This window comes from Pseudoalteromonas sp. PAB 2.2, from assembly GCF_001938575.1.
GTDB lineage: Bacteria > Pseudomonadota > Gammaproteobacteria > Enterobacterales > Alteromonadaceae > Pseudoalteromonas > Pseudoalteromonas lipolytica.
In genome coordinates this window covers 1-24005 of record NZ_LYPI01000018.1, presented here as the reverse complement: position 1 = coordinate 24005, position 24005 = coordinate 1, and the positions used below count along the sequence as shown (strand labels likewise).

The 24005-nt window shown below is 42.8% G+C and carries 21 protein-coding genes and 1 pseudogene; 17 read left to right on the top strand and 5 right to left on the bottom strand.

Going from position 1 to position 24005, the window contains the following annotated elements:
- Positions 1-4 precede the first annotated feature (4 nt).
- The 3 genes from groL to BWD47_RS15875 all read right to left on the bottom strand — a co-directional run bounded on the left by groL (position 5) and on the right by BWD47_RS15875 (position 2610).
- A complete protein-coding gene (gene groL / locus BWD47_RS15885; RefSeq protein WP_075594292.1) occupies positions 5-1651 on the bottom strand; it encodes a chaperonin GroEL in 1647 nt (548 codons plus the stop codon).
- A 51-nt stretch (positions 1652-1702) separates the two neighbouring features.
- Positions 1703-1990, bottom strand: a complete 288-nt coding sequence (locus BWD47_RS15880) for a co-chaperone GroES (protein WP_036973362.1) — start codon at positions 1988-1990, stop codon at positions 1703-1705.
- Between the two features lie 143 nt (positions 1991-2133).
- Entirely contained in the window at positions 2134-2610 is a 477-nt protein-coding gene (locus BWD47_RS15875) for an FxsA family protein (protein ID WP_036973751.1), read from the bottom strand.
- 161 nt (positions 2611-2771) lie between these two features.
- Here BWD47_RS15875 and cutA point away from each other — a divergent pair, with 161 nt between their 5' ends.
- The 15 genes from cutA to BWD47_RS15800 all read left to right on the top strand — a co-directional run bounded on the left by cutA (position 2772) and on the right by BWD47_RS15800 (position 18439).
- On the top strand, positions 2772-3092 hold the full coding sequence (gene cutA, locus BWD47_RS15870) for a divalent-cation tolerance protein CutA (RefSeq protein ID WP_036973361.1): 321 nt from the start codon (positions 2772-2774) through the stop codon (positions 3090-3092).
- Positions 3092-4933: a protein-disulfide reductase DsbD gene (locus BWD47_RS15865; protein ID WP_075594291.1), complete on the top strand. Its 1842-nt coding sequence runs from the start codon at positions 3092-3094 to the stop codon at positions 4931-4933. Before cutA ends, BWD47_RS15865 begins: the two co-directional genes overlap by 1 nt.
- A gap of 350 nt (positions 4934-5283) precedes the next feature.
- The gene (aroQ, locus tag BWD47_RS15860) at positions 5284-5736 is read left to right on the top strand and encodes a type II 3-dehydroquinate dehydratase (protein WP_036973359.1); all 453 of its coding nucleotides are present in this window, start codon (positions 5284-5286) and stop codon (positions 5734-5736) included.
- Between the two features lie 30 nt (positions 5737-5766).
- A complete protein-coding gene (accB, locus tag BWD47_RS15855) occupies positions 5767-6228 on the top strand; it encodes an acetyl-CoA carboxylase biotin carboxyl carrier protein (protein WP_036973358.1) in 462 nt (153 codons plus the stop codon).
- Positions 6229-6251: 23 nt separating this feature from the next.
- The gene (accC, locus tag BWD47_RS15850) at positions 6252-7592 is read left to right on the top strand and encodes an acetyl-CoA carboxylase biotin carboxylase subunit (protein ID WP_036973357.1); all 1341 of its coding nucleotides are present in this window, start codon (positions 6252-6254) and stop codon (positions 7590-7592) included.
- Positions 7593-7735: 143 nt separating this feature from the next.
- Positions 7736-8206 (top strand): tRNA (adenosine(37)-N6)-threonylcarbamoyltransferase complex ATPase subunit type 1 TsaE, encoded by a 471-nt coding sequence (tsaE, locus tag BWD47_RS15845; RefSeq protein WP_036973356.1) that lies wholly within the window; start codon positions 7736-7738, stop codon positions 8204-8206.
- A gap of 35 nt (positions 8207-8241) precedes the next feature.
- Positions 8242-9585 carry an N-acetylmuramoyl-L-alanine amidase gene (locus tag BWD47_RS15840; RefSeq protein ID WP_036973355.1) on the top strand — a complete coding sequence of 448 codons (1344 nt, stop codon included), beginning with the start codon at positions 8242-8244 and terminating at the stop codon, positions 9583-9585.
- 23 nt (positions 9586-9608) lie between these two features.
- Entirely contained in the window at positions 9609-11462 is a 1854-nt protein-coding gene (mutL, locus tag BWD47_RS15835; protein WP_075594290.1) for a DNA mismatch repair endonuclease MutL, read from the top strand.
- A gap of 6 nt (positions 11463-11468) precedes the next feature.
- Positions 11469-12386 (top strand): tRNA (adenosine(37)-N6)-dimethylallyltransferase MiaA, encoded by a 918-nt coding sequence (gene miaA / locus BWD47_RS15830; protein WP_074989208.1) that lies wholly within the window; start codon positions 11469-11471, stop codon positions 12384-12386.
- An 80-nt stretch (positions 12387-12466) separates the two neighbouring features.
- Positions 12467-12730, top strand: a complete 264-nt coding sequence (gene hfq / locus BWD47_RS15825; RefSeq protein WP_036973352.1) for an RNA chaperone Hfq — start codon at positions 12467-12469, stop codon at positions 12728-12730.
- A 17-nt stretch (positions 12731-12747) separates the two neighbouring features.
- Complete coding sequence (hflX, locus tag BWD47_RS15820) at positions 12748-14037, top strand: ribosome rescue GTPase HflX (protein ID WP_036973351.1); 1290 nt, start codon at positions 12748-12750, stop codon at positions 14035-14037.
- A gap of 91 nt (positions 14038-14128) precedes the next feature.
- A complete protein-coding gene (hflK, locus tag BWD47_RS15815; RefSeq protein ID WP_036973350.1) occupies positions 14129-15295 on the top strand; it encodes an FtsH protease activity modulator HflK in 1167 nt (388 codons plus the stop codon).
- A gap of 5 nt (positions 15296-15300) precedes the next feature.
- Complete coding sequence (gene hflC, locus BWD47_RS15810) at positions 15301-16179, top strand: protease modulator HflC (protein ID WP_036973349.1); 879 nt, start codon at positions 15301-15303, stop codon at positions 16177-16179.
- A gap of 225 nt (positions 16180-16404) precedes the next feature.
- Positions 16405-17718: an adenylosuccinate synthase gene (locus tag BWD47_RS15805; protein WP_036973348.1), complete on the top strand. Its 1314-nt coding sequence runs from the start codon at positions 16405-16407 to the stop codon at positions 17716-17718.
- A gap of 112 nt (positions 17719-17830) precedes the next feature.
- Complete coding sequence (locus BWD47_RS15800; RefSeq protein WP_036973347.1) at positions 17831-18439, top strand: tetratricopeptide repeat protein; 609 nt, start codon at positions 17831-17833, stop codon at positions 18437-18439.
- A gap of 35 nt (positions 18440-18474) precedes the next feature.
- Here BWD47_RS15800 and BWD47_RS15795 read toward each other — a convergent pair whose 3' ends face one another.
- The gene (locus tag BWD47_RS15795; protein ID WP_036973346.1) at positions 18475-20331 is read right to left on the bottom strand and encodes a sodium:proton antiporter; all 1857 of its coding nucleotides are present in this window, start codon (positions 20329-20331) and stop codon (positions 18475-18477) included.
- 921 nt (positions 20332-21252) lie between these two features.
- Here BWD47_RS15795 and proB point away from each other — a divergent pair.
- Positions 21253-22359 (top strand): glutamate 5-kinase, encoded by a 1107-nt coding sequence (gene proB, locus BWD47_RS15790; RefSeq protein WP_036973345.1) that lies wholly within the window; start codon positions 21253-21255, stop codon positions 22357-22359.
- A complete protein-coding gene (locus BWD47_RS15785; RefSeq protein WP_075594289.1) occupies positions 22356-23603 on the top strand; it encodes a glutamate-5-semialdehyde dehydrogenase in 1248 nt (415 codons plus the stop codon). Before proB ends, BWD47_RS15785 begins: the two co-directional genes overlap by 4 nt.
- A gap of 52 nt (positions 23604-23655) precedes the next feature.
- Here BWD47_RS15785 and BWD47_RS15780 read toward each other — a convergent pair.
- A pseudogene (locus BWD47_RS15780) lies at positions 23656-24005 on the bottom strand (IS4 family transposase); the annotation flags it as partial.

Here is a 24005-nt window from a genome sequence, read left to right as displayed (position 1 = left end):
ATAATTACATCATGCCGCCCATTCCACCCATGCCGCCCATGCCACCCATATCAGGGGCACCAGCGTCATCTTTTGGGATTTCAGCAACCATTGCTTCAGTTGTGATCATAAGACCCGCGATTGAAGCTGCGTACTGTAGTGCAGAACGCGTTACTTTAGTTGGGTCTAGGATACCCATTTCGATCATGTCGTTGTATTCGCCAGACGCTGCGTTATAACCGTAGTTACCTTCACCGCCTTTCACATTGTTAACAACAACAGATGCTTCGTCGCCTGCGTTTGTAACGATTTGACGCAGTGGTGCTTCCATCGCACGAAGTGCAACTTTAATACCGTGACTTTGGTCTTCATTGTCACCAATTAAGTCTACCAGCTTGTTTGCAGCGCGCACTAATGCAACACCACCACCCGGTACAACACCTTCTTCAACCGCTGCGCGAGTTGCGTGTAATGCATCTTCTACGCGGTCTTTCTTCTCTTTCATTTCGATTTCAGTTGCTGCGCCAACTTTGATTACTGCAACACCGCCAGCTAGTTTAGCCATACGCTCTTGTAGTTTTTCTTTATCGTAGTCAGACGTTGCTTCTTCGATTTGTGCTTTGATTTGTGCAACACGGCCATTGATACCGTCTTCTTCACCTGCGCCATCGATGATTGTTGTGTCATCTTTAGTGATCACAACGCGCTTCGCTGTACCGAGGTCTTCAACTGTTGCTTTTTCTAGTTCTAAACCGATTTCTTCAGAAATTACAGTACCACCCGTTAAGACTGCGATGTCTTGTAGCATTGCTTTACGACGGTCGCCAAAACCAGGTGCTTTAACCGCAGATACTTTAACGATACCGCGCATGTTGTTCACAACAAGCGTTGCAAGTGCTTCACCTTCAAGGTCTTCAGCAATAATTAATAAAGGCTTGCTTGCTTTAGCAACCGCTTCTAATGTAGGTAGTAACTCACGGATGTTAGATACTTTTTTATCTACAAGTAGAATGAATGGGTTATCAAGCTCTACAGCGCCTTTTTCTGCGTTGTTGATGAAGTAAGGAGACAGGTAACCGCGGTCAAACTGCATGCCTTCAACAACGTCTAATTCGTTTTCTAGTGACTGACCTTCTTCAACAGTGATAACACCTGAATCACGACCCACTTTTTCCATTGCTTCAGCAATAATGTTACCAATTTCGCTATCAGAGTTAGCAGAAATAGTACCTACTTGGGCAATCGCTTTTGTGTCAGCACAAGGAACAGACAATGCTTTAAGCTCTTCAACAGCTGCTGTAACCGCTTTGTCGATACCGCGCTTAAGATCCATTGGGTTCATGCCTGCGGCAACTGCTTTTAAGCCTTCGTTTACGATAGCTTGCGCTAATACGGTTGCAGTTGTTGTACCATCACCTGCAGCGTCATTCGCTTTTGACGCTACTTCTTTAACCATTTGTGCGCCCATGTTCTCGAACTTGTCTTCAAGCTCGATTTCTTTTGCAACAGACACACCATCTTTAGTGATGACTGGCGCACCGAATGATTTGTCTAAAACAACATTACGGCCTTTAGGGCCTAAAGTTACTCTTACTGCGTTTGCTAAAATATTTACGCCTGTTAGCATTTTGCCACGTGCGTCACTTGCAAAAAGTACTTCTTTTGCTGCCATGATTTAATTCCTCTTAAATTCTGTAAACGGGTTGCTAAACGAAAAGTAGGATTAACCTACAATGCCTAGAATGTTATCTTCACGCATGATCAGGTACTCTTGACCTTCGATCTTTTCAGCTTTTTCAACATAAGAGCCAAACAGCACAGTGTCACCGGCTTTTACTTCTAATGCTCTTACTTCACCGTTGTCTAATACACGGCCATTACCAACAGCGATAACTTCTCCGCGCGTTGATTTTTCAGCTGCAGAGCCAGTTAAAACAATACCGCCAGCAGACTTAGTTTCTTCTTCTAGACGCTTAACGATGACGCGATCATGTAAAGGACGAATGTTCATTTATTTAGTTCTCCTAACAGTTTCTGAACAGTACAGAAAAAATCTTGTGTTATGCAGGGGAGTGCTAAAGCCACCCGTTGCGTTTCATTGCCTTCAATAATGGGGGTGGCTTAAAAAAATCCAAGTATAAAAATTAAAAATTTTTAATCTTTTCGCTCAAATTCGCCATCAATGGTTGTTGGCTGGTGAGTTGGCTCTTCATGTTGGCTGGTTTTACTATGATATTGAAAGTGTGCAGCGCCTTGATTCATTTGTGAGCTCATACGCACAGTCGCTTGACTGGCAAGGCCTGCCGCCAATTTATTGCGCACTACTGGCGTTAATAATAAAAAGCCAAACACATCGGTCATAATACCAGGGGTCATCAGTAAGACACCGGCGATAATCACACACAGACCGGTAAATAACTCTTTTGCAGGCATTTGCCCTTGCGCCATTTGCAGTTGTACGTTTTGAATAGCACCGATACCTTGCTGCTTTACAAGTTTTGCACCGACAATCGCGGTGACAATGACAAGCGCTATGGTTGCAAAGCCGCCAATGACTTCACTCACTTGAATGAGCAGTGCAATCTCAACAATCGGCACTAAAATAAATAATAAAAACAAAAATCTAAACATAACGCTCTCTAAAAATGTCGCTCTTTTTTGAGTCAGTGAAATATAAATATGGGTGATCAGGTCTTTTTTCAAGGTAGAACCAAGGATCATTGAGGCCGCTACACATTGTAGTGACTATCGGCTACTATGGTGCGACTCATGTAATCAAATAAAGGTTCCTTATGACTACGCATTTTCGACTAATTTTTACTACCTGTGCAAATGAGAATGAAGCGCGTCTGCTGGCTCAGCACCTAGTTAAAGAAAAGCTAGCGGCCTGTGTGAACATTTTGCCGACCATTGAATCGATTTACATGTGGGAAGGTGAAGTGACTCAAGCCAAAGAGAGTAAGTTACTGATCAAAACAAAATCAGAAAAAATGAATGAGGTGATCCAAACTATCAAGAAGTTGCATAGTTATGAGGTGCCAGAAATTCAGGTCGTTGATGTCGCAACAGGCAATTTAGCCTATTTTAATTGGATGGATGAGGTACTTAATTAATGCGATCGTTCTTTTTATTACTCTGCGCACTGTGGTTATTGCCAGCCAGTGCAAGTAATAGCAATTTACTCGGAAATTTACTGCAACAACCAGCAGAACACACTTTTCTTCCTGTGGATCAGGCCTTTGTTTTTGATTTTGATCAGCAAGGTAACACCCTCTTCATTGGCTGGGACATAGCGCCAGACTATTACTTATATAAAAAGAAAGTCGAAATAATTGCCAAAGGAGCTGATATTGAAATTCCAGACCTTGGCAAAGGTGAAATAATCGAAGATGAGTTTTTTGGCAGAACCGAGGTTTTTTTTGATTCCTTAAGTATCATCTCCAAATTAAGCAACGTGACAGAAGATGCCGTTGTAAAAGTGCGATTTCAGGGCTGTGCAGAGGCTGGCTTATGTTATCCGCCAGAAGTTAGAACCATCCCTCTTTCAATCATCGCCGGTGAGCAGGTTACCGACAGTGCATCTGCGGGTAATGCATTAGCGGCATTAACAGCCAATGCTGAGTCTTTAGAAAATGCAGAGCCTTCAAAAACAGAACAAAAAAATACACCTGCAGCTCCCAAGGGGGAACAGTCTTATACAGATAAATTAGCCTCACAGGGATTACTGACTAATTTAGTGATTTTCTTCTTGGTGGGTGTGGGTCTGGCCTTTACGCCGTGTGTTTTTCCGATGTTTCCAATTTTATCGAGCTTAATAGCAGGCCAGCAAAACCTTTCAACGAAAAAAGCATTTTCATTATCTTTTGTCTATGTACAAGGTATGGCGGTGACATATGCTGCGTTAGGTTTGGTGGTTGCTTCACTGGGTGGACAAGTTCAAGGGTATTTACAGCACCCAACCGTACTGATTAGCTTTAGTATTTTGTTTGTATTGCTGGCCATGTCGATGTTTGGTTGGTACGAAATTAAATTGCCAAGCGGCATGATGAATAAGCTCACTCAGGTGAGTAACCAGCAAAAAGGCGGCAACTATGTTGGCGTGTTTATGATGGGGGTGTTGTCGGGTTTAATCGCGTCACCTTGTACCACGGCACCGTTATCAGCAGCCCTGCTTTATGTTGCACAAAGTGGCGACTACTTGGTAGGCGGCTTGACGCTTTATGTACTCAGCTTAGGTATGGGCTTACCGTTATTATTACTTGGCACGTCAGGTGGTAAATTACTCCCTAAAGCCGGCGGTTGGATGGAACAGGTTAAAATCTTGTTCGGCTTTATTATGTTGGTTGTGCCACTCATTTTATTAGAGCGAATTGTTGATATTGAAATCATTTGGTTGATGGCCGGTTTACTTGCACTTGCAACCGCGTTGTATTTGCACCATTGGCAAAGTGGTCAGTCGCAAAGTAAGCTAAAAACGGTTTTATGGTTTGCGGCAACGTTATTAGTCATTACAGGGGCTTCGTTAACGAAAAACTACTTTTGGCCGACTAAAGCAGTGGTTACTAATGTGGTAGAGCAAAACCACGGCTTTACACAAGTGGCGAACCTAGCAGAGCTTAAAGATAAAATTAGTGATGCAAACAGCCAAGGCCGTTTAGTGATGGTGGACCTGTATGCCGATTGGTGTGTTGCGTGTAAAGAATTTGAGCATTACACCTTTCCAGATGCCAATGTGCAAAGTGAGTTTGCTCATTTTGAGTTAATTCAAATTGATTTAACCGACAGTGATGCAAAAACCATTGAGTTAATGGAAGAGTACACGGTGTTTGGTTTACCAAGTATTTTGTTTTTTGATACCCAAGGTAACGAGTTAGCCGAGCAACGAGTCACGGGCTTTTTAAATGCGAAAGACTTTGCCGAACATTTAGCAAAAGTAAGAAATAACGCAAAATAAACGGTTAATTGCATCGAACAAGCTGAACGCCACTCAATTGAGTGGCGTTTTTATTTTTAAAAGAGCACTTCATGTAAAATCTAATACATTAGGTTTAATTTTAAACGGTTTGAATAATTAATCACCCTAATAAAACAACAAGGATAACTTGTCGCAGCTCCTTGTCACACGTACGATGCGCCTTGTTTAAGAGTGATTAGACCAGTATTTTGCTGCTATTTACGTCGAAATATCTATAATAGGTGGTTAACGTGAGAAATAGTTGCTATTTTACATTTACCCTCTTAAGTTAAGCAGGGGTTTATGTTGAATATGTTTAAACTAGTTACTTAAAGGATATATCGCGTATTATGGCTGCAAAATTCAGACTTTTAGTTATAAATGGGCCAAATTTAAACATGCTTGGCAAGCGTGAACCTGAAAAGTATGGCACACAATCTCTTGACGAGATTATGGCTGAACTAAGCACGGTCGCGACGCGTTACCATGTTGATTTAACGCATTTTCAAAGTAACAGTGAAGCGGCGCTTATTGAGCGAATTCATGCAGCGTGGCAAGCGGTTGATTGTATTATTATCAACCCTGCAGCATTTACACATACAAGCGTTGCCTTACGAGATGCATTACTCAGTGTAAACATTCCCTTTTACGAGGTGCATTTAAGTAATGTACATGCACGTGAAGCATTTCGTCATCATTCGTATTTTTCGGATGTGGCACAAGGCGTTATCGTTGGATTAGGAGCAATGGGTTATAAAGTAGCACTTGAAGCTGCGGTTAATCGGTTGCAAAACACACATTAATTTTAAATAAACTAACAGGCGGGTCGTTTAATGGATATTCGCAAGATCAAAAAACTTATCGAACTAGTAGAAGAATCTGGTATTGCTGAATTAGAAATCACTGAAGGTGAAGAATCAGTACGCATTAACCGTAATAATATGAGTGCAGGTCCTGCAATGCATTATGCACCTCAACATTTTGCGGCACCAGCGCCGGCAGCAGCACCTGCTCCAGTTGCTGAAGCACCAGCGGCAGAAGCAGCACCGGCAGCACCAACCGGTCATCAAGTTAAATCACCAATGGTAGGTTCTTTCTACTCAGCAGCATCACCAGAAGCAGCGCCGTACGTAGAAGTAGGTTCAAAAGTAAATGTTGGCGATACACTGTGTATCGTTGAAGCAATGAAAATGATGAACCAAATCGAATCAGACAAAGCGGGCACAGTAAAAGCTATCTTAGTTGAAAACGGCGAGCCAGTAGAATTCGATCAACCTTTATTCATCATTGAATAATAGCGCAACAAAAGGCCAACTCTATGTTAGATAAAGTAGTCATTGCAAACCGAGGTGAAATTGCACTTCGTGTATTGCGCGCCTGCAAAGAGCTTGGGATCAAAACTGTTGCTGTGCACTCAACGGCAGACCGTGATCTTAAGCACGTGTTACTGGCAGACGAAACAATTTGTATTGGTAAACCTGCTGCGTCTGAAAGTTACTTAGATATTCCGCGCATTATTGCGGCGGCAGAAGTAACGGATGCGGTGGCGATTCACCCAGGTTATGGTTTTCTTTCTGAGAATGCAGACTTTGCTGATCAAGTAGAGCAAAGCGGCTTTGTGTTTATCGGTCCAAGAGGCGACACAATTCGTCTAATGGGCGACAAAGTATCTGCAATTGAAGCAATGCGTAAAGCTGGCGTACCATGTGTACCAGGTTCTGATGGTCCATTAACGGCTGATAATGAACGCAATATTCAAATCGCTAAGCGCATTGGTTACCCTGTAATCATTAAAGCAGCAGGCGGCGGCGGTGGTCGTGGTATGCGTGTTGTGCGTAGCGAAAAAGAGTTAGTAGATTCAATCGCATTAACACAACAAGAAGCGAAGCAGTTCTTCGGTAATGGTATGGTTTACATGGAAAAATTCCTAGAAAACCCACGTCATATCGAAGTACAAGTATTAGCTGACGGCCAAGGTAACGCTGTTCACCTTGGTGAGCGTGACTGTTCAATGCAACGTCGTCACCAAAAAGTGGTCGAAGAAGCACCCGCACCGGGCATTACAGCTGAAATGCGTAAGTTCATCGGTGATCGCTGTACACGTGCATGTATCGAAATCGGTTATCGCGGTGCAGGTACTTTTGAGTTCTTATACGAAAACGGTGAGTTCTACTTCATTGAAATGAACACCCGTATTCAAGTTGAGCACCCTGTAACAGAGATGGTAACAGGTGTTGACTTAATTAAAGAACAGCTAAAAATTGCTGCGGGTCAACCATTATCATTCACTCAAGAAGATGTGGTTATTCGTGGTCACGCCATTGAGTGTCGTATTAACGCAGAAGACCCTGAAACCTTCATTCCTTCACCGGGTAAAATCACACGATTCCACCCAGCTGGCGGTTTAGGTATTCGTTGGGACAGCCACATTTATGCTGATTACACTGTACCACCTCATTACGATTCAATGATTGGTAAGTTGATCTGTTACGGTGAAAACCGTGATGTAGCGATTGCGCGTTCACGTAATGCGTTAAACGAATTAGTTATCGACGGCATTAAGACCAACACCCCACTGCACAAGAAAATCTTGGCAGATGAAAACTTCCAAAACGGTGGTACTAATATCCACTACCTTGAGAAGAAACTCGGTCTTTAAACATAATAATGTTTACCTAAAACAAACCGGCAACTTTGCCGGTTTTTTTGTGTCAAATTCAAGGCATGGCTGATTCTCGCCTTACATAAATAATCTGGTATGATTAACAAAGTAGTGTGTTTTTAGTTTTTCATGAGGTAATAATGACCGACAGTGTTGGTTTTCCACTGGCTGATGAAGCTGCAACGGTAAACATGGGTAAGCAACTTGCGGCGTTAATGGAGCAAGGCGCGGTAATTTATTTGCACGGCGACTTAGGAGCCGGCAAAACGACTTTAACGCGTGGTATTGTTCAAGGTTTTGGTCATCAAGGTAAGGTTAAGAGTCCGACGTATACATTAGTAGAGCCTTATCAATTAACGAAAGCAGATGTCTATCACTTTGATTTATATCGTTTAGGTGACCCTGAAGAACTTGAGTATATGGGAATTCGTGACTATTTTTCACCACAGGCAATTTGTGTGGTTGAATGGCCCGAGAAAGGGGGCGAGTTTATCCCTACGCCCGATTTAGATGTCACGTTACGCTATGAAGGTGAGGCACGTGCTATTGAAATAAAGAGTTTAACTGAGCGTGGTCAGTCTATAGTTAGACAATTAAAGAGCGCGCAATAATAAAATAAATAACAATAAAAGGTGTGTTATCAAAAATGGGTCGTTGTACATTTAAACTATTAATTTTTTGGATGCTTTTGATTGTTAGTGGCGTTGCGCTGGCACAAAATTCCATTAATAGCGTGCGTGTGTGGCCCTCTCCAGACAGTACTCGGGTTGTGTTTGATTTAAACGACAAACCCGATTACAGCTACTTTATGCTGAAAAACCCTTCGCGTTTAGTGATTGATCTCAAAGACACCGATAAGTTAGATACACTGCCAAGTATTCCAAACAAACACCAAATAGTTTCTAAGCTGCGTTATTCGAAACCAAAAGACAGCAAAAGTGTGCGCTTTGTCTTTGAATTAACCCGAGCGACGAAGCCCGTGGTATTTGCATTATTACCTACCGACCCTTATAAGCATCGTTTAGTTGTTGACCTTGTAGATAAAACACCAAAAGCGGAGCCGATAGCGAGTACGAATAGCAGTGTCAAAAAGCGCGAGCTTAATCAAGAGCGTGATATTGTGATTGCGATTGATGCAGGGCACGGTGGTGAAGACCCCGGTTCAATAGGGCCATCAGGCACCTATGAAAAAGACATCACGTTGCAAATCGCTAAACGCTTGGAGCGAATGATTGATGCTGAGCGCGGGATGATTTCACGTATGATCCGCCGCAGTGATTATTTTGTAAACCTGAATACGCGTACCAATATTGCACGCGAGAAAAAAGCAGACTTTTTTGTGTCTATTCATGCTGACGCCTTCACCAGTCCGCAACCTAATGGAGCCTCTGTATGGGTGTTGTCGCTGCGCCGTGCAAACTCAGAAATTGGTAAATGGATTGAGGATAAAGAAAAGCATTCGGAGCTTTTAGGCGGTGCAGCTGGGGTGTTAAAAGACACCGCTAGTGAAAAGTATTTAGCGCAAGCATTGCTTGATATGTCGATGGACCACTCAATGAAAACGGGTTTTAACGTCGCTGAAGAGGTGGTGAGAGAGCTTAAAAAAGTGGCTAAATTACATAAAAAAGAACCACAAGCAGCGAGCCTTGCAGTGCTTAAATCGCCAGATATTCCTTCTATTTTGGTCGAAACAGGGTTTATCTCGAATCCGCGTGAAGAACGTTTACTAAAAACAGCCAATCACCAAGAGCGATTAGCTAAAGCAATCTTTAAATCAATTAAAAGCTATTATTTACAAAATCCACCGGATGACTCTTTATTTGCTAAATTAAAAGCGCAATACCCAACCAAGCATAAGGTACGCCCGGGTGAATCGCTAAGCATGTTGGCGAGTCGTTATGGCACATCTGTGAGCAAGCTTAAAACGGTAAATAACCTAAAATCGAACACTTTGTTTATCGGGCAAGAGCTTGATATTCCCCAAAGCTAGTCAATTAGCGTGTTAGGAACACTATGAGTATAGAAATATTACCCGCGCGACTGGCTAACCAAATTGCAGCGGGTGAAGTGGTTGAGCGTCCCGCGTCAGTCGTTAAAGAGCTGGTTGAAAATAGTTTGGATGCCGGTGCGACGCGAATCCAAATAGATATTGAACGTGGCGGTCATAAGCTTATTCGGATTCGAGATAATGGCTCGGGTATTAATAAAGACGAGCTCACGTTGGCATTATCTCGCCACGCAACCAGTAAGTTAAAGTCACTCGATGATCTGGAGAATATTTGTTCGCTAGGTTTTCGTGGTGAAGCGTTGGCCTCGATCAGCTCAGTATCACGTTTGACATTGAGCTCGAAGCCAAAAGAGCAAGAGGCTGCATGGCAAGCGTTTGCTGAAGGCCGTGATATGGCGGTGCAAGTCAAGCCAACAGCCCACCCCGATGGCACTACCATTGAGGTGAAAGACTTATTTTTTAACACCCCAGCACGACGTAAATTTTTACGCACCGAAAAAACCGAGTTTTCGCATATTGATGAGCTCATTAAGCGAATCGCTTTAAGTCGCTTCGATGTGTCGATTACGTTAACGCATAATGCCAAGGTAGTGCGTCAGTACCGTGCTAAACCAAACCCTGAGGATGCGATTACCCGTGTTGCGCAAGTCGCTGGTAGAGCATTTAGCGAACACGCTTTACATATTCAATCTGGTGAAGCGGGGCTGATGCTGCGAGGTTGGGTTTTACCTGTAGGGTCAAGCAACAGTACGCAGTACACCTATGTAAATAATCGCATGATGCGCGATAAGTTGATTCTGCATGCAATTCGTCAGGCCTTTGAAGAGGTCGCAGGGTCTGAGGAGCTACCAGGCTTCGTTATTTATATTGATATTGACCCGCGCCAAGTTGACGTTAACGTGCACCCGGCCAAACACGAAGTGCGTTTTCACCAAGGGCGCTTGGTTCATGATTTTATTCTACAAGCGATTAAACAAGTGGTCGTGCCGCTTCAGCATGACGTCGATTTTGAGTCAGGTGTTAATAACACGGACTCTGTTGCAGACACGCCGCTTAATTTCACTCAACCAAGTACGTTGCCAGTGAGTCGCCCTGCTACAAGCTATTCTGAGCAGTATGATTACCCTAAGTCGGCATTACAGCCAGCGCGTCACCCTTCGTATTCATCGTCGGGTGGGGCATCGCGAGCAGGGGGCAGTGCGCCAAGTGAGCCCCGAACTAAAACGACTCATCACGATGTTAATGCGTTTTATCAAGGAATTAGCGAGCAACACGCGGCACATTTTGACCGTGTTAGCCCTGAGCCCAGTGTTGCAGCGGTAACCGATACACAACCCGCATTGACCCAGCTTATCCATGTGCAAGAGGGGCAGTGTGTATTTTGTGAAGATAACCAGTTATTTGCAGCTCACTTTAAGCATGCACTGAGCCTCGACTGGCACACTCAGGTTGAACAAGCAGGAAACCTTGAAGGCAAAGCATTGCTGTTGCCTGTGCGTGTTAATGTGAGTGATGATGACGTTAATGCGCTTAATGCGCAGCAATCTTGGTTTACGTTATTAGGGTTTGACCTCGTCATTGAAAAACATTTTGTGATGGTGAAAAAACTGCCGCCCTGTTTGTATTTATTAGATGTGAGTGATGCAATAGCACGACTTATTAGTGCCTGTCAGAGTGTTGATAGCACATTAGACGGTTGGCTTATTTGGCTTGATAGCCAAATACCGACCCGGTATTTTGCAAGCCAAGTCTTTTTGGAACAAATATCGCGACTAGAAAATAATCCACAAACAATGCAACGTTTGCGTGAAAAAGCAGTTAAAATAGAACTATCTCAGTTTTTAAACGAAGCAAGGTAATCAGGCTTGAATAACTTACCCGTCATTTTTTTAATGGGACCAACAGCTGCAGGGAAAACCGAACTGGCAATTGCATTATGCGAGCACCTTAACACTGAAATTATCAGTGTTGACTCCGCACTTGTATATAAAGATATGAATATTGGTACGGCTAAGCCCGATGCTGATGAATTAGCGCGAGCGCCACATCATTTGATTGATATTATTGATCCAGCAGAGAGTTATTCAGTCGCAGATTTTCGTCGCGATGCAATTGAAAAGATTGATCTATTTCATGAGCAAGGTAAAGTACCTGTACTGGTTGGCGGTACAATGATGTATTTTAAATCATTACTTGATGGCTTATCACCGCTACCAGAGGCATCACCCGAAGTACGTGCTGAGCTTGAAAAAGAAGCAAAGCAGTTTGGTTGGCCGCATTTGCACAAAGAGCTTATTAAAATTGATCCTGATGCTGCGAGCAAAATGAGTGAAAATGATTCACAACGCATTAATCGTGCGCTCGAAGTGTATCGTATAACAGGTAAAACAATGACAGAGCTGCAAAAACAAAAGCAGCCTGAGTTACCTTATACTTTCCATCAATTTGCGATTGCACCTGATGATCGCAGTGAATTGCATCAGCGAATTGAGAAAAGGTTTAAAATAATGCTCGACCAGGGGTTTGAAAATGAAGTTTCATCCCTATATAAACGTAAGGATTTACACCCCGATCTGCCATCAATTCGTTGCGTAGGTTATAGACAAATGTGGGATTACATTGCAGGCGAAACTGACTATGATGAAATGGTCTTTCGTGGTATTGCAGCCACACGGCAGTTAGCCAAGCGACAGCTAACTTGGTTAAGAGGTTGGCCAAATGTTACTTGGTTAACCACGGGTGATGAAGAAAACTTGCAACGTGTAGTAAGTTCGCTAAGCTAGTAGTAGTTGAAAAAAATTTAGCTTTGTTAAATGAGTTCAGCTACTTAATTATAATAACACCTAGAACGAAGGAAAATAACATGGCAAAAGGCCAGTCGTTACAAGACCCATTTTTGAATGCGTTACGTCGTGAGCGCATTCCAGTATCAATCTTTTTGGTTAATGGCATTAAACTTCAGGGTAAAATCCAGTCATTTGACCAATTTGTTATTTTACTAGAAAACACCGTAAATCAAATGGTGTATAAACACGCTATTTCTACCGTTGTTCCAGCGCGATCTGTTAACTTCCAAGGTGTACAAGGAAGTGATGATGCAGAAGAGCAAGAAGCTGGAAACTTTTAAATTTAGGAGCGTAATGCTTGTTTGACCGTTATGAAGCCGGCGAACAGGCAGTTTTAGTTCATATCGACTTACCTAAAGAGGGGGATCGCGAAGATCTTCACGAATTAGAGTTGTTGGTATCTTCTGCTGGTGTTAGTAGTTTGGCGATTGTGCAAGGCAGTCGTCAAGCACCACATCCGAAACTATTCGTCGGGACCGGAAAAGCAGAAGAAATCGCTGAAACTGTCAAAATCCACAATGCAGATGTCATCATTTTCAATCATCAACTTAGCCCGTCACAGGAGCGCAATTTAGAGCGCGTTTGCCAGTGTCGTGTACTTGATCGTACGAGTTTGATCTTGGATATTTTTGCGCAGCGAGCGCGTACCCACGAAGGTAAACTTCAAGTGGAGTTGGCTCAGCTTCGCCATATTTCTACTCGCCTGATCCGTGGTTGGACCCACCTTGAAAGACAAAAAGGCGGGATTGGTTTACGAGGACCGGGTGAAACTCAACTCGAGACAGATAGACGCTTACTGCGTGCAAGAATTAAGAATATTCGTGCCCGTTTAGATAAAGTCGCTGTTCAGCGTGAGCAGGGGCGACGTGCGCGTACTCGAAATGAAATCCCCACGGTGTCATTAGTTGGGTATACCAATGCGGGTAAGTCGACACTCTTTAACCGTATAACAAATTCTGATGTGTATGCAGCGGATCAGCTGTTTGCAACACTTGATCCAACGTTACGTAAGTTGGACATTGGAGACATTGGCCCCGTTATTTTGGCCGATACGGTGGGCTTTATTCGCCACTTACCACATGATTTAGTGGCTGCCTTTAAAGCAACATTAACAGAAACGCGTGAAGCCGATTTACAGCTTCATGTGATTGATGTGGCAGACCCTCGCCGTAAAGAAAATATAGAGCAGGTGCAATCGGTACTCAAAGAAATTGAGGCAGACGATGTGCCACAATTATTGGTTTATAACAAAATTGATGCGCTAGATGACGTTGCGCCACGTATAGATAGAAACGACGAAGGGCAACCTATTCGCGTTTGGCTTTCGGCACGTACGGGGGTCGGTTGTGAGTTGTTGTCTGAGGCAATTAATGAGTTACTTGCCAAAAAAATGTTTGCCGATGAGCTTAAATTACCGCCACAACATGGGCGTATTCGTGCCGCATTATTTAATTTAAATGCTGTGCATGAAGAGCAATTTGATGAGCAAGGCAATTGGCTTTTGTCAGTACGTTTGCCTATGGCGGAATGGAATCGTTTGAAAAAAGAAATGGGGCATGACCTCGATTCTTTTGTAGCGGCGAACTAAAAATCAGCAGCATTTGTCATTTTTAGTATGAGAAATGCTGTATATTTGATAGATTTAACCTAATTCATTTAGATAACAATGGAGTATAGCTATGGCCTGGAATGAACCGGGTAATAATGGCAATGATAAAGATCCGTGGAATAATAAAGGCGGTAAAGATCAAGGCCCACCTGATTTAGACGAGGTACTGCGTAAGTTCTCCGGCAAGTTTGGCGGTTTATTTGGTGGTAACAAACCAGGTAACAACGGCGGCGGACTTGGTGGCGCAGGCATTTCTTTCATTTTAATCATTGCCGTCATCGTATGGGCATTGAGTGGTATTTACACCGTAAAAGAAGCCGAGCGTGGTGTGGTTCTACAGTTTGGTCAATTTGACCGTATTGCTGAACCTGGCTTACGTTGGAAGATGACGTTCATCGAACGTGTTATTCCTGTTGATATTGAAGCCGTTCGTTCATTATCAGCAAAAGGGTTTATGCTCACCGAAGATGAAAACGTAGTTAATGTTGAGTTTGAAGTTCAGTACCGTGTAATTGACCCACATCTTTACAAGTTTAGTGTAACGGATGCTGATCACAGCTTACAACAGGCACTTGATAGTGCACTGCGTTATGTCATTGGTCATGTGAAAATGGACCAAGTACTCACAACAGGTCGTGAGGTAGTTCGTCAACAAACATGGGATGAACTAAACAAAATTATCGAGCCTTATAACCTCGGTATTATTGTCAGCGATGTGAACTTTAAAGACTCTCGTCCGCCGGGCGAAGTGAAAGATGCCTTTGATGATGCGATTGCAGCGCAAGAAGATGAAGAACGTTTTATTCGTGAAGCCGAAGCATATGCCCGTGAAATTGAACCGCGTGCACGTGGTCAAGTCACACGTATGACACAAGAAGCAGAAGCGTATCGCGAACGTATTACCCTTGAAGCACAAGGTGAAGTGGCACGTTTTGAAAAGTTATTACCTGAGTACCAAGCAGCAAAAGAAGTCACGCGTCAGCGTTTATATATTGATGCAATGGAACAAGTGTTAGGTAACAGCTCTAAAGTGTTAGTCGATGTGAAAGGTGGCAATAACATGCTGTATTTACCACTTGATAAAATCATGGAAAAGCAAGGCACGGCAACGCGAGTTGCACTTCCAAGCTCAAGTGATATCAAGGACCTTCGCAATAAGATAAACACATCACGAAACAGCACTGTTAATCCAAGCGGTGATCGTTTCGCTACTGACCGTTTTAATGAGGGGAGATAAACAAGATGAAAAACTTTAGTTTAGTCATACTCGCCCTTGCTCTTGTATTGTCGTTCTCAGCAGTATTTGTTGTGCAAGAAGGCGAAAAGGCAATTGTGCTGTTATTCAGCAAAGTGCAAAAAGACGACAGTGATAACGCGGTGGTGTATGGGCCTGGTTTACACCTTAAAGTCCCATTTTTTAGCCAAGTACGTCGCTTAGACGCACGTATTCAAACGCTAGATGGTGCACCAGACCGCTTTGTAACCAGCGAGAAGAAAGACTTAATTGTTGATTCGTACGTAAAATGGCGTATTAACGATTTTAGCGCTTTCTACTTGCGTGCTCGTGGTGATAAGCAATACGCTGAAACACTCCTAAAGCAAAAAGTTAATAACGGACTGCGTACTAACTTCGGTTCGCGCACTATCAGAGAAATTGTCTCTGGTGAGCGAAGTGAGCTGATGGAAGAAGCATTAGTACAAGCATCAGAAAGTGCGCAAGAGTTAGGTATCGAAGTACTTGATGTGCGTGTTAAGCAAATTAACTTACCACAAGAAGTGAGTAGCTCTATTTTCCAACGTATGCGTGCTGAACGTACTGCAGTGGCAAAAGAGCACCGTTCTGAAGGTCAGGAAAAAGCGGAAACAATTCGTGCAGAAGTCGATCGCCGAGTCACCGTTATGCTTGCTGATGCAGAGCGAAATGCACGTACTGTGCGCGGTGAAGGTGATGCGAATGCCGCAGCTATCTACGCGAACGCATACAGTAAAGATGCTGAATTCTTTAGCTTTGTTCGTAGCTTAGAAGCATACAAAAATACCTTTAAAGATAAGCAAGACGTGATGGTTCTATCACCGGATAGCGATTTCTTTAATTACATGAAAGGTTCTAAAGCACAGTAATTTACTGTCGCTGTTAAAAGCCCCGCCTATTTTGCGGGGCTTTTTTGTTTCTGAGATTGCTTAAAACATAGACTGTCTGTTTTTATAAACCTCTGTTCTGCCTGTAATTGTGCTATTAAATAAGATGATAAAAATTCAGCCGCAGAAAAAATAAGCTAAACGGGGTGATCTTTCACCTCGTTTTCTGGTAAAATCTCGTCCTAATTTTTTCTAAGTGAATTTGCAATGGGTAAAAACGTTGTTGTACTAGGCACCCAATGGGGTGACGAAGGTAAGGGTAAGGTAGTTGACCTCCTTACAGACAAAGCATCTTTAGTAGTTCGTTATCAAGGTGGTCATAACGCAGGCCATACTTTGGTGATCAACGGTGAAAAGACGGTTTTACACCTTATTCCATCGGGTGTATTACGTGACAATGTTAAGTGTGTGATCGGTAATGGTGTTGTTTTATCACCAGAAGCATTAATGAAAGAAATCGGCATGCTAGAAGAGCGTGGCGTACCAGTACGTGAACGCTTATTAATCAGCGAAGCATGTCCGCTAATTTTACCTTTCCACATTGCATTAGATTTAGCCCGTGAAAAAGCACGTGGCGATAAGCCAATCGGTACGACAGGTCGTGGTATCGGTCCAGCTTATGAAGACAAAGTAGCACGTCGTGGTATACGTGTTGGTGACTTATTCAACCCTGAACAGTTTGCTAGTAAGCTTAAAGAAGTATTGGAATACCATAACTTCACGTTAGAGCATTACTACAAAGTAGAGCCAGTGGACTTCCAAAAGACATTTGACGATGCAATGGCAATCGCTGATATCTTAAAAGCAATGGTTGTTGATGTTACTGAGCTTCTTGATCAAACACGTTTAGCGGGCGACAACATCTTATTTGAAGGTGCGCAAGGTACGTTACTTGATATCGACCACGGTACATACCCATACGTAACATCGTCTAACACTACTGCAGGTGGTGTAGCTACCGGTGCGGGCTTTGGTCCATTACACCTTGATTACGTATTAGGTATCATCAAAGCTTACACAACACGTGTAGGTTCAGGTCCATTCCCTACCGAGCTTTACGACGGTCTAGATAAACAAGACCCAGTAGGTAAGCACTTAGGTGAGAAAGGCCATGAGTTTGGTGCAACAACGGGTCGTTTACGTCGTACAGGTTGGTTAGATGCAGTGGCTATGCGCCGTGCAGTACAAATCAACAGCATCTCAGGTTTCTGTTTAACTAAACTAGACGTACTAGACGGTTTAGAAACACTGAAAATCTGTACTGGTTACCAGTTAGAAGATGGCACAGTAACGAACGTTACACCATTAGCTGCTGAAGGTTACGAGAAAGTAACACCAGTATACGAAGAGATGCCTGGTTGGTCTGAAAACACAGTTGGTGTTACTTCAGTTGAAGAGCTGCCAAAAGCAGCGATTGACTACATCAAACGTATCGAAGAAATCACTGGCGTGCCAGTTGATATCATCTCAACAGGTCCAGACCGTGTTGAAACAATGGTATTACGCAACCCGTTTGCATAATCACGATATGTTTAAAAAAAGCTGCTTCGGCAGCTTTTTTTGTGCCTAAAATTTATTCTGGAATGAAAATTGTATATTATTTACTAAGACAGATTTTCATTAAGTGATTTTGATGCGTGTTTTATTGCCTTTAACATTCCTCTTTTCAAGCCTAGCCATGGCTGAAGAGCCTATTACAGCAGTCCCTTTGTATACTGAGAGCGAGTTAATTGGCTTAATTAATAAAAATGCACATTTGGCGCGGGTAAAGGCTGATGATTGCCAGCTAGTACAAGATATTGAAGCGCGAGCCAATAAAATGGCGTTGCCATCGTATCAATTCCTGTATGGTGATATGTTAGCGTATGCGGTGTGTGTAGACCGCAATGTTGAGCTGGGTGTTTATTATATGCGCCAAGCCGCACAGCAAGGTTTTGCAGCGGCACTCGAGCAGCTTGGTCGTTACTATGATGTCGGCCAGTTAGTGCAGAAAGATAAAGCCATGGCGGTCACCTACCTCAGAGAAGCGTCGGCACAGGGAAACCTTAAAGCACAAATTCGCTTGGTTAACCTATTCAATCAAGGCTATGGCAGTCCTCGTGACTATGAAGACGCCTATCGTTGGTTATTTCACTCAATGGTGGCTGACAAAGCACAGCATAAAAAAGTAGAACAGTTACTGGCTAAATTGGCAGAAAAAATGCCCGACAGCGTTGTCGCCCGCGCCCGTCTACCTGAATAAACAAAGGCCAGCAAATGCTGGCCTTATCGTTATTATTAGTCTTCTTTTTTCTCTTTATTTTTACCGTTATTCGGATCTTTTAAAACAGAAAGTTTAGGAGGCTGTAGTGCCACGACTCGTTCACCAACTTGAGGTGTTTTTTCCATGTGGGTGGTGAAAGGGCGAAGACGTATAGGTGAATCATCGTCATCATCTTTTTCACCATTTAGAATAAACAATGGAATTGCTTCACTGTTGACTTCTTGGTACTGCTCCCAGCTAAACTCGTCAGAAATACGCGTTGCACTCACTTTACCCCCTTTCGCGATTAAGCTACTTAAACGAGCATAGGCCCCGTTATCACCAAATAAAATTTGTCGTGATAAGAACGTCGCACTGTCTTTATTCGCTTTAGCGTGGTTGGTTGATGAGCGCAGTGAAAATACATTTTTTTCATCCAATAGGTGAGAAAAATACTGTACGCCCAAGGCATTATGATGACGGTTTGGCGACAGGGCCAACACGTTTCTAATTGTGGTTAGGGGTAAGTAACGCTCAGCATGTTCTGATTGCGGGTTACCGTAATAACAGGGTAAACCATCCATGCGCGCCATGCGACAGTTTTCCCACGCGGGGTCAGATAAATGAACAGGAATGTTTTGTTCTTTTAAACCACAGGCGATAGCACGTGCAACATGGTTTGCACCTATGATAAGAATCGTATTAGGTGACGGCTGACGTACTTTTAATAATTTAGCTAAAGGCGTTGCCGTTAAACTTTGTAAAACCACAGTGACGATAATGACTGTGAAGATAAGTGGCACTATTTTTTCTGCATCCGCGATACCGGCTTCGACCATGCTTAGGGCAAACACAGAGCCTACTGCTGCCGCGACAATACCGCGTGGGGCTATCCACGATAAGACGAGACGAGATTTTAAGGGTAAATCACTTTTAAACGTCGAAATTGCGATACACGCAGGGCGCGCCACAAATAAAACAATGGCTAAAAAGATAAACACGTCGCTGTGCAGCATCATTAAGTCGGATAGCTGCAAACGTGCAGCCAGTAAGATGAACAGGGATGAAATGAGAATCATCGACAGGTCTTCTTTAAATTCAAGCACAGAGTCTATTTCTAAGTCGTCCTGATTAGCAAGCCATATACCAAAGACGGTAACAGCAAGTAGTCCTGATTCATGGCTTAAGTGGTTAGAAACCGTGAAACTAATGAGCACTAAGGCTAGTATGCCAAACTTATGTAGTTCGAACGGTAACCACTCTCGGCGAATAAGTAGGGTTGTTAACCAGCCAGCGACGACACCGATTGTTAAACCAACGCCTAAGGTCTTGAATAAAGCAATGATCGTGTGGCTGAGTACTTCGCCCTGACCAACAAGCATAACGGCTTCAAATACCAGCACTGCAAACAAGGCACCAATGGGGTCAATAACAATACCTTCCCAGCGTAATATGCGGTCGATATCTTGCGTAGGCCGCATTGAGTTTAATAAAGGGGCAATAACCGTCGGGCCGGTAACCACTAATACTGCCCCCAGAACTGCTGCAACACGCCAGTTTAGTTCTAAAATCCAATAGGCACTGAGGCTTATAATTAAACAGGTGGTGATCATACCGATGGAGCATAGGTTTCGAACAACTTTGCCTATGCCTTTTAACTCTCGAAAATGAAGCGTTAAGGAGCCTTCAAAAAGGATCACTGCAACACTCAATGACACGACAGGGAAAAGCAAGTCGCCGAGTAAGGCATCGGGGTTTAAAATGCCGCTAAATGGGCCAAGTAATAAACCCGTTAGTAGTAAAAATAAAATAGCGGGTACACGAAACGCCCAGGCTATCCACTGTGCTAACACAGAGCACAAGGCGATCCCTGCTATATAAATTGCTGACATAGAATAAAGTATCCTTTAGTTACTACTATTTAAAAACACCAACGAGATAGGTAATCGCGTTTGAAAACGATAAACAGTCGTTAACTTTTAAATAAAATTGCTTACCTATTAAAGCCTACTCACCGTCATAGACACAAGCAAACTTGTTGCTTCACATACGATTTTAGTCGTTATTACTACTTTTTGGGCTGCTTTCGACAACAAAATCCTTAAAAGTTGATAAAAAATCATTAAGTGATAAATGCTAGGTCTTAACTGTTTGTTATTTGAGCTCTATTTTTCAAGGTTATGGTAAGTATAAAAGGTATGATTGCTTTTCAGACTTGATCTTACCCCCATGTTTACCGTATTATATTTCGTGTTCAAACAATTTGATATCTAAATGATTGGTAACGAAAACCCTCTCTACTTAGAGCTTAAGCTCTATTTAATCAATTGTTTGGCGAGCTAAGTGTGTATTTTACACTTTGTTTTCTAATTAAATAGAAATGAGCTTGGCCCTATTCAGTGTGTATTTATTACGTGTTGAATAGAATATAAGTTCATTGTCTGGTCAATGTTTAGTTCCCATCGTGGCAGCTAAATCTCGGTCATACAGTCTACACCCTATCTGTTGGTGTACCAGACTGTATAGGCTCTATGTATGTTGTTATTAATAAAAGCCGCACACAGCTTTTTACAGCGATACATAAACAACACTTATCTTTTTATAACAACTTATGGTTTATAACCGTTTGGTCTACTGACTGAATAAAAGTTGTGCTATATCTAATCGCATTACTTGCGTGGCTTAGCTGTGTGCTCAGATAAGTGGTTTGACAGATTAATTATGATCAGTGCGTTTAGCTCGGCTAAACGTGAGTCTTTTAATCAGTGGCATTTTGACACTGAACAGATAGTAAAATGGAAAGTTGAACAGTTATGCAAAAGTTTAAATGGCAACGTATAGTACTAAAAGTTGGTAGCGCCTTAATCGCACCTGATCAAGATGGGTGTCGTTCTCGTTATTTACTGACCATTGCACAGTTCATCGTTCGTTGTCGAGCGCAAGGTATCGAAGTTATTTTAGTATCGTCAGGTTCGGTGGCTGCTGGTTCGCATTTATTCCCAGAGCAAGAGCAACGCTCTGTGACGATGAAAAAAGCAATGGCAGCGGCTGGCCAAACAGAAATGATGGCCATGTGGGATCGCTTTTTTGATTTCCCATCGGCGCAAATTTTATTAACGCATGGTGATTTGCGAGACCGTGAACGCTATACAAGTATTAGAGAAACAGTATTTACTTTACTTGAGCACGGTGTATTGCCCATCATTAATGAAAATGACACGGTAACAACCGACGATTTAAAAGTAGGTGATAACGATAACTTATCAGCCATGGTTGCGGCTGCGGCAGATGCAGATGCCTTAATGATTTTCTCAGATGTCGATGGTTTATATGACAAGAACCCTAATTTACATGAGGACGCTGTCTTATTACCTGAAATCGAAAGCATTGATGAATCAATTTATGCTATGGCTGGGTGTGCAACCAGTGCTGTAGGTACTGGCGGTATGAAAACGAAAATAGAAGCAGCAGAAAAAGCGACTTCACATGGTATCACCACCTATATTTTAAACGGGTTTAAAGAAGAAACATTTAACCGTTTATTAGCAGGTGATAATCCAGGCACTATTTTCACCCCATACGAAAAACCAATGCAAGAAGCGGTGCATTGGATGACCCACACTGCCAATGAGCAAGGTGAAGTTGTGGTTGAAGGTTCAATTAATGAATCATCAAACCGAGAAAATGGGTGTATTCGCAGTGATGAAATTCTTGCGGTACACGGAGAATTTGGCGTAGGCGATACTATTTTAGTACGCAGTGACGATGGTACGCGCCTAGCAAAAGCAACAGCGAATTACAGTAGCTGTTTATTAAGTTTTATAGCTGACAACGAGCAAAGTGAATTTAGCGAGAAAATGCAGGATTCAATTGGCCCCGTTGTTTCAGAGAAAGATATCGCATTATTGGAGAAGTCATGAGTTTAATTACGGATATTTCGAGCCAAGCAGCACACGCTGCTACCCAGCTAGCCTTACTGGATACAGCCACTAAAAATCAGGTTTTAACTGAGATGGCACAGGCACTTCGTGAAAGTAAAGCGTTCATTATCAAAGAAAATGAAAGCGATTTAGCTGCGGCGCGTGATAATAATCTCCCTGGGGCAATGATTGATCGCTTAACGTTAAATGATGAGCGTATCGAAGCCATGGCTGAAGGGATTGAGGTAATTGTTAGCCTTGACGATCCTGTGGGTCAACTACGTGAAATTACTGAGCGCCCGAATGGCATTAAGATCAGTAAAATGCGTGTGCCTTTAGGTGTGGTGTGTATGATTTACGAAGCGCGTCCTAATGTAACAGCAGATGCGGGTGCATTGTGTTTCAAATCAGGTAACGGTGTCATATTACGCGGTGGTAAAGAAGCGCTTAAAAGCTCGCAAGCGATTGCCAGTGTGATGCACAAAGTATTAGAAAAGCATGGCCTGCCAACAGCGTTAATTTCGGTGATTCCAGACCCAGACCGCGGTTTACTCATGGAGCTGATGCAGCAACGTGACACTATTGATTTAATCATTCCACGCGGTGGTGAAGGCCTAATTAACTTTGTAACAGAAAACAGTACGATTCCTGTTATTCAGCATTTTAAAGGCGTATGTCATCTTTATGTAGATAAAGACGCCGACTTAAATGTGGCTATTAATCTATTACTTAACGGTAAAACGCAGCGTACAGGCGTGTGTAATGCACTTGAAGGTTTAGTTGTTCACCAAGATATCGCTGATGAGTTTTTAAACTTATGTGCAGTGGTACTGCGTCAAGAAGGCGTAAAAGTGAATGCAGACGCAAAAGCCGCAGCGTATTTTGACAACGCGACTGTACTGGGCGAAGATGAGTTTGGTGAAGAGTACCTCGATTTAGAAATTGCGATTAAAGTTGTTCCTGATTTCGCGGGTGCGATTGACCACATTGCTAAATTCGGTTCTAACCACACAGAAGTGATCTGTACAAAAGACCAAGCTGCTGCGCAGTTATTCCAACGTAGTGTAGATGCTTCAGTGGTTATGGTTAATGCATCGTCTCGTTTTTCTGACGGCTCGCAATTAGGTTTAGGTGCAGAGATTGGTATTGCAACAACCAAGCTGCATGCTTATGGCCCAATGGGCTTAGAGTCACTCACGACAGAAAAATACCTAGTGAACGGCGAAGGTCAAATTCGCGAGTAATTATTTACGCAAAATAAAACATGAAAATGCCGGGCTCTGCTCGTAATGCCAGTCAGTTAAGAGCTGACTGGCATTTTCTTTTGTAAGGATACTTATTTGGTTTCCTTCTTATCACCCTTGGATAATGCCTGTCTGGTAGCCTATCGGGTAAGATAAACAACCTAAGTGTTTTCAGTAACTCATCATAATGAACAGGTAACTTACTTGCACTATGTATTGGCGTAAACATGAAGAAAGCGATTACCTGCCGCATAGATTGGCTAAAGCTTAATTGAGTAGGCAAGATATCTTCTTCTTTAGTTGCATCAAGCATGATTATGCGTATTAAGTTGTAAGCGAGTAGTAACCCCCATAACTCTTGGCGTACCATGTCTGGCTTCCTACTACGTAATGTATGTTTGC